Annotated in this window: 11 protein-coding genes; all 11 read left to right on the forward strand. The window is 29.1% G+C overall.

Translation table 11 applies throughout. From position 1 onward, the window contains the following. Nucleotides 1-208, forward strand: a 208-nt coding sequence (locus tag HMPREF2811_RS11405) for a hypothetical protein (RefSeq protein ID WP_210386551.1), incomplete at its 5' end; no start/stop codon positions are given. Continuing rightward, complete coding sequence (locus HMPREF2811_RS11410; RefSeq protein ID WP_168164950.1) at nt 208-381, forward strand: hypothetical protein; 174 nt, start codon at nt 208-210, stop codon at nt 379-381. The genes HMPREF2811_RS11405 and HMPREF2811_RS11410, both read left to right, overlap by 1 nt. Before the next feature lie 108 nt (nt 382-489). Beyond that, nucleotides 490-771 (forward strand): hypothetical protein, encoded by a 282-nt coding sequence (locus HMPREF2811_RS05425; RefSeq protein WP_071408437.1) that lies wholly within the window; start codon nt 490-492, stop codon nt 769-771. Nucleotides 772-820: 49 nt separating this feature from the next. Further along, nucleotides 821-1297, forward strand: coding sequence for a hypothetical protein (locus HMPREF2811_RS05430; RefSeq protein ID WP_071408438.1), 477 nt, complete (start codon nt 821-823; stop codon nt 1295-1297). A gap of 2 nt (nt 1298-1299) precedes the next feature. Then, the gene (locus HMPREF2811_RS05435; RefSeq protein WP_071408439.1) at nt 1300-1878 is read left to right on the forward strand and encodes a hypothetical protein; all 579 of its coding nucleotides are present in this window, start codon (nt 1300-1302) and stop codon (nt 1876-1878) included. Between the two features lie 126 nt (nt 1879-2004). Continuing rightward, nucleotides 2005-2598, forward strand: a complete 594-nt coding sequence (locus HMPREF2811_RS05440) for a hypothetical protein (protein ID WP_071408440.1) — start codon at nt 2005-2007, stop codon at nt 2596-2598. 15 nt (nt 2599-2613) lie between these two features. Continuing rightward, nucleotides 2614-2952, forward strand: coding sequence for a hypothetical protein (locus tag HMPREF2811_RS05445; RefSeq protein ID WP_071408441.1), 339 nt, complete (start codon nt 2614-2616; stop codon nt 2950-2952). 2 nt (nt 2953-2954) lie between these two features. After that, nucleotides 2955-3371, forward strand: coding sequence for a sigma factor-like helix-turn-helix DNA-binding protein (locus HMPREF2811_RS05450; RefSeq protein WP_071408442.1), 417 nt, complete (start codon nt 2955-2957; stop codon nt 3369-3371). Between the two features lie 361 nt (nt 3372-3732). Next, nucleotides 3733-4149, forward strand: a complete 417-nt coding sequence (locus HMPREF2811_RS05460) for a hypothetical protein (RefSeq protein WP_071408444.1) — start codon at nt 3733-3735, stop codon at nt 4147-4149. Nucleotides 4150-4412: 263 nt separating this feature from the next. Continuing rightward, nucleotides 4413-5102, forward strand: coding sequence for a DUF3800 domain-containing protein (locus HMPREF2811_RS05465; RefSeq protein WP_071408445.1), 690 nt, complete (start codon nt 4413-4415; stop codon nt 5100-5102). An 11-nt stretch (nt 5103-5113) separates the two neighbouring features. Beyond that, complete coding sequence (locus tag HMPREF2811_RS05470) at nt 5114-5617, forward strand: hypothetical protein (protein WP_071408446.1); 504 nt, start codon at nt 5114-5116, stop codon at nt 5615-5617. The last annotated feature ends 702 nt before the right edge of the window (nt 5618-6319 follow it).

The raw sequence follows: 6319 nt of genomic DNA on the forward strand, positions 1-6319 counted from the left end.
AACACTAATTACTATGTGTTCATTATACAAGGGAGTTAAAATGAAAAAGCAGATTATTTCAGAAGATTCAAAATCACTTACAGCCTTAGTTTTACACGAGTTGAACTTACAGTTTTTGAAGGGGTATCAACCCACATATATTGAGAGAAACGGTTATTGTGTAACGTTATATTTCAAAGAAATAAAATTAAAAGGAGGTGTGATTTAATGGAAGTTAGAATATTCAAAAGTGTAGGTAAGGAAACTGTTGAAAATGAAGTGAATAATTTTATCAACGACAATGCTATTAAAGTAATCGACATTAAATTTGACACTTGTTCAAATTATAATTCAGTAGTTTATTCAATAATGTTAATGTACGAAGATTTGTATCAAAACTAGTAAAATTCCATCTTTTCGCCAACGCTATAAGGGTGGTTGATGGTATAGCCAGCCACATAAAGATGGTACTAAAAATATAAGTTAGATCGATAATTAGGAGGCTATAATATGAGAAAGACATATGAAGTTAAAACTATAACTAATGGTTATGAAGAAATTGAATTCACAAAATATAGAATTAATAATGAAACTAACACTAAATCAATTCTATCAACAAATTTTGATATTGGACTTAGTGTAAGTGATATTTTGGCTGAGTTGTGTGAGGATATGAAATATGATCCATTGCTTGAATATTATATTGGTTCAGGGAATTTTAAACTCCCAAGTATCAGTATGAAGGAATATGATGATAATATTTCGGTATTTATTAGATTCTTTAAAATATAGCAAGTATTAGTGTACTAACTATTTTCTGTTGTCCTAAAGGGGTGAGTAATTGGAAGAATGGCAATTAAATCAATTAAAATGGTACTTATCCTTGCCAAAAACAATCGAATTAATGGAAAAAAAGGCAAAAGTAGTAAGTTCAAGATATTATGCAACTCATTCACTTGTTGGATGCTCATGTAGATTGCTTGATTCTGAATCATATCAACTAAATTATTCTGTAATATGGCATGTTATGGAAATCATTGGTGAAGAAAAGTCTTTGAAGATTCAAATAAATAAGCTAAAACGTAGGTTGAATGCACTTAGTGAAGAATTAACCATTGAGGAACAAAATCGCCTTAGAATTGATTTATTTGCCGATTTAGACCTTCTAAAAAAAGCTTGTGATTGGATGGTTGAACTTGAATATTATTTCAATTCGAATGCAGAGGGAGCTAATGAAAATATTTTTATACCTTCTGAGGCGTTATTGAAAAAAATAGATCAGCAGGAAGAAGAATTATTTGAAATGTTTGGAGTGTAGTCATGCAAAATGTTCATTCAAAAGACAGGAATTTAAAAGTATGGGTTGGACCTTTGACTTTTAGAAATTTTGGTAATTTTATTAAACATAAAAACGAGTTAACGGAAGATGATTTGAAAGAGTTCAACCTATTAGCAAAGTGCATCAAGAAACTACCAAATGAAGTTGGAAAAATGGTGATGTTAAAGTACGTTAAATTAGCTAAATTTAAGCCATATAGCAGTAGAGAAATTAAGTTCTATTATTCGGTAACTAAACGATATAGTGGCAAACCAGCACCGAATAAACGGGTTGCTGAAGAAATGAAATTAACCGTTAAAGAAGTATCGGAATTAGATAAAAAAGCACGTCACCTATTGGCTGATTACATGCTGGAAGAATTGAAGAATGATCATGATTTAGTAAAAGAAAAAAAGGTAGTTAACAAAATAGTCTATTTAGATGAAATTGAAACGTTATTGAACACTTTTAGAAAAAAATATGATGATGTTTCATATAAGGTAAATTGGAATAGCAACACTATTTGTGAAATGAATATTGAATATTCTGTAGTTTATTGGAAAAAGCGAGAAGTAAATTAGAACTGATACAATGATATGTTATTTTTAAATGTAGTTATGTAATATTAGTGAATTAGCGAGGTTTACTAATTAAGTTGGATAAAGGTTAAATGGAAAATAATAAACCAAAAAAAGGAGCAAATTAACATGAAAACATTAGAAGAAATTAAACAAGAATTTCAAAATATTATTACAAAGCACGATAAGGATTTAGAGGAAACTTCTAAATTATTCGATTCAATTTCTGAAAAAATTGAGTTATTAAACAATCAACTTATTACAGCAGAAGAAGATAATGATTATGAGGAATATGATAAAGTAAAAAAAGAATTATGGACAGCAGAAAACACTTTAGAGCTAGTAAACAAAAAAATAAATACACTTCAAAATAAACCTTTAATTTCAAAGGAAGAATTTAAGCAGTATTCAGATATGATTAAGCGTTTAGATGGTGAGAAACAAAAAGAATTATTATCTAAAGTAAGGTTAATTCTAGAAGATATTGACATTGTTAAGAAGGAATCTTATGAATCACTAGAAGAGGCTAAAAAATTAATGGCTACATTGACTAAGAATCTATGTTATATGCAAGTTGATGATGCTGATCATCCTTATAATCGAACGGAATCAGGCGCTTTAAATTTAGAATACTCTAGATACAATCCTAGAAATGTTGTCGGAGTGGTATTGGAAAAACACGAAAACAGTATCAAAGAATTTATTAATAATTTCAACAAATAAATATGAGGTGATTATATGAGAACAGATCTATTTGAATATATGAATAGTTTAGAAGAAAGAGTTGCACTTAAGGAGCAAGAAAGAATAGAAAAACAAAAAGAACAATATCAAAAACAGTTAGAGAACCAAGAAAAAGAACAACGTGAACTTCAAAATTTACTTAATAAAGTTGGTGAAAAAATTGAAATTGAAAATCGTGAAAAAGCAGAGCAGGAATACCAAGAAGAACTAGCGAAAAAAGAAAAGGAACTGAAAGATACGATTAATAAAAAGCATCATTTAAAAACAGAGGAAGAGAAAGCAATTGATAATGATTTAAGAAATATGTTATCAAGAATGAATTTAAATGACTAACTATGAATTTATTTGATTTATTAAAAGGTTATAAGCAAATACAATTTGATAACCAATTACTAGAGTGGAAGATTGCAAAAGACATTCTTGAATTAGATCGTAGAGATGTCCGTGAGGATATTAGTGAATTGTTTGAAGGCTTACTCCCGATACCAACTGATGAGGAGCTAAGAGACAGGATAGAAAGCCTATCAAAGGAACTGAAATATAATATTGAAATGATTAATAAGACAAATCAAATACTAAATATATTTGATGAGAAAGATCAAAACATTTTAAAGATGAGATACATTGAAGGAAAAACAAACTCCCAGATTGCCCATGCAATGGGGTACTCCCATACAACTATACGAATAAGGATTACAATATTAATGGAGTTTGTTAATTTAATAGATAAGTACAATAATCTAAATATTTAATTTTTAAAAAAGATAATGGTTCTAATCTATTAGAACGCACTAGGAAGTTAGTAGACAAGAGGGGGCATACCACCCCCTCCCCGTGTGTGCGCTGACCTTCATGCAGCACTGTACATTTTTTCGTGTGAGAGAGAAACGAAATTAAGGAGTTGATAAATTTTGAAGTGCATATTATGTGGTATCGACAAGGAGTTAACGGATATTAACTTTCACGTTAAGAAAAAAAGCAAAACAGGCTTTGATTCTAGGTGTAAGGAATGTAGAAAAGAACTAGATAAAGAACGATATGAGAAGAAACGTGAGAAAATTCTAGCTCAAAAACGAGAATACTATCAACGGAAGAAGGAACGAGAGCTTAATAATGGTTAAAACAGTAGTATTCCTATGTGGATTAATAGGTTCTGGAAAATCAACATATGCAATTAATAACTTCAAAGCTTTTACTGATTTGGATTTGATAAAAGGTTATTCAACTAAACAAATGCAAATAGATTGGACTAAGCGTTTACTGGAAACCAATGATACAGTATGTCACATTACTTCATTTCCGAGTGACTTAGAAGAAATTGAGTTTGAAGGAATTAATAAAATATATTATTGGATGGATACAACACTTGAACAATCGGTAACTAATATTCTTATTAGAAGCAGAAAACGTGATATTGAGAATTTTGGGTCTGTTATTTTGGCCAATAAAAAATATATGAAAATGTTTTATGATTCAAAACATAAGTGGGTAAAAATTAAAGTATTTCAAACCATAGATCATCAAATTTAGAATAACGTGTTGCTTTAATCCACGTTCTAAGGCCATTTCAGAACGATAGATGGACAATCTATCATGAAACTAACGTATAACCCCCATCATATATTGGTGGGGGATTTTAATGCTTGTTTTTAATTCGAAAGTATAATAACATATAGCATAAATAATGCTTAACTAGATTTAACAATTTTTTTATTCAATTAAACCATAGTGTAGTTATCACATTTTAATTGAATTTGTATAAAATCAATGACTATATATTGTGAGGTGTAATTTTGATAAATATATATTGTGATGAATCATGTCATCTAGAAAATGATAATAAAAAAGTAATGGTAATAGGTGGAATAGCTTGTCCAGATTATGCTTCTAGGAAAGTTTATGAAGATATAAAAGCGATAAAAATAAAGCATGGAATTTCTGTCAGACGAGAAATAAAATGGAGCAAGGTTTCTAAGGGAGAAAGAAAATATTATTTAGATTTAGTAAATTATTTCTTTGATAATGAGTTACTGAGGTTAAGATGTGTCCTACTACCGGATAAATCAATACTAAGACACTCAGATTTTTCTCAAACCCATGATGACTTTTACTATAAAATGTATTACTATGTATTGTCGTTTTTTTTAGGAGACTCAGATGACATTAATGTTTATATTGATATTAAAGACACTAATAGTATGTTAAAAATAAAAAAATTAAAAAAAGTTCTGGAAAATAAATCTTATTCCCAAAAGAATAACATTGATAAAATCCAGCAAATTAGATCACATGAAAGTTCAATTATACAATTGGCGGATATGATGATTGGAGCTATTTCATACTTAAACAGAAAACTTGAATCAAATGAGACAAAAATGGAAATTTGTTCATTAATTAAAGAAAGGTCTGGCCAAAATCTGAATAGGACTACATCTTTAAGTAATGATAAATTTAATATTCTAGTTTTAGATCGTTTATTTTAGGAGATAAATATATGTGTAAATGTCCTAAATTAGAAAAAATAGTAGAATTAAATGACTACAATGGAAATTTTGAAAAATACAATGATTATTTGTATGAAATTTTTTTGCGTGATTTATATAATAATAAACTTTATTATAATAACAAAAGTATTGCATTAAGAAGGTACCCTGAATTTAATGGGAAGCAAGATGCATTTTATCACTTGACTTGCAAATTTTTTGAAAATAACTCTGATGAAAGATTGCCTGACCTTAGACGTTGTGAGAGGTTACATTGGATTAAACCAGGCATTGAAACAAATCATATTGCTGAATGTGGTAAGAAATGTTTTTTTATTTATGAAAAAAACATAAGAGGAAAAAATAAAGTGCATATGTTAAATGTTGAAGATAGATATTTAATAGTTTTAGAAGAAAGAAAAGACTACTATTTACTCTCAACAGCTTTTTATATTGATAATGATAAAACGTTAGAAAGAAAAATGAAAGATTATAATAGATATGTAAATAGCTAAAGGCGCCCATTTAAGTAATGGACGCCTTCGAGATCTCCTTCAACATCATGGTTGATGAGTTATTATTATATTATAACTCATTTTTGTCTTTGTCAATATATACGCATAAGAATATTTTAATTCATAAAAAAACACTGGTGTGCCTGGTAGTTTTGTTGCGTGACTAACTCATACTAAAAAGTGCATATTTTTTGACTATATGACTAACTTTATGACTAACTTTGTAGCAAAAGACAGAATTTATGAGCAATTAATTTTAGACTAAATATTGATTTATCTAGGTTAAACAACTGATAGTACTCACCAAAATATTAATTAATATAAAACCAGGTCTTAAGAAAGCTCGTAAAGCTTCACAATTCTCAAAACGTTAGGCTGCAGCTGTTGCGAACTTGTTCGCTTACAGATGGAGTTCCTCAACTTGCCATTGCAAGTTGAGTTCAATTGAAAATATATCAACGTTTCAAGCACTTTCTCGGTCTGTTCGAGAAGGTGCTTTTTTTGCGTTGAATACGTTTTGAATACGTTAGCAGTTTTGAGAGATATGTTCTGCGAAGATATTTCCAATCTCTTTTTTCTTTTTCTTGTTAATATGGCTGTAAACTTCTAGAACCATCTCAGTATTTTCATGACCCATTCGTTCCTGAACTTCTTTAATTGACACACCTGCTGTATATGTCAAATGAAAAAGGGACCACTTTG

It is taken from the genome of Globicatella sp. HMSC072A10, from assembly GCF_001811625.1.
GTDB classification, from domain to species: Bacteria; Bacillota; Bacilli; order Lactobacillales; family Aerococcaceae; genus Globicatella; species Globicatella sanguinis.

Bases quoted from the DNA above. Each gene is read 5' to 3' on its own strand.
- HMPREF2811_RS11410 (WP_168164950.1), top strand. From the start codon at position 208: ATGGAAGTTAGAATATTCAAAAGTGTAGGTAAGGAAACTGTTGAAAAT.
- HMPREF2811_RS05445 (WP_071408441.1), top strand. From the start codon at position 2,614: ATGAGAACAGATCTATTTGAATATATGAATAGTTTAGAAGAAAGAGTT.
- HMPREF2811_RS05435 (WP_071408439.1), top strand. From the start codon at position 1,300: ATGCAAAATGTTCATTCAAAAGACAGGAATTTAAAAGTATGGGTTGGA.
- HMPREF2811_RS05460 (WP_071408444.1), top strand. From the start codon at position 3,733: ATGGTTAAAACAGTAGTATTCCTATGTGGATTAATAGGTTCTGGAAAA.
- HMPREF2811_RS05440 (WP_071408440.1), top strand. From the start codon at position 2,005: ATGAAAACATTAGAAGAAATTAAACAAGAATTTCAAAATATTATTACA.
- HMPREF2811_RS05425 (WP_071408437.1), top strand. From the start codon at position 490: ATGAGAAAGACATATGAAGTTAAAACTATAACTAATGGTTATGAAGAA.
- HMPREF2811_RS05450 (WP_071408442.1), top strand. From the start codon at position 2,955: ATGAATTTATTTGATTTATTAAAAGGTTATAAGCAAATACAATTTGAT.
- HMPREF2811_RS05470 (WP_071408446.1), top strand. From the start codon at position 5,114: ATGTGTAAATGTCCTAAATTAGAAAAAATAGTAGAATTAAATGACTAC.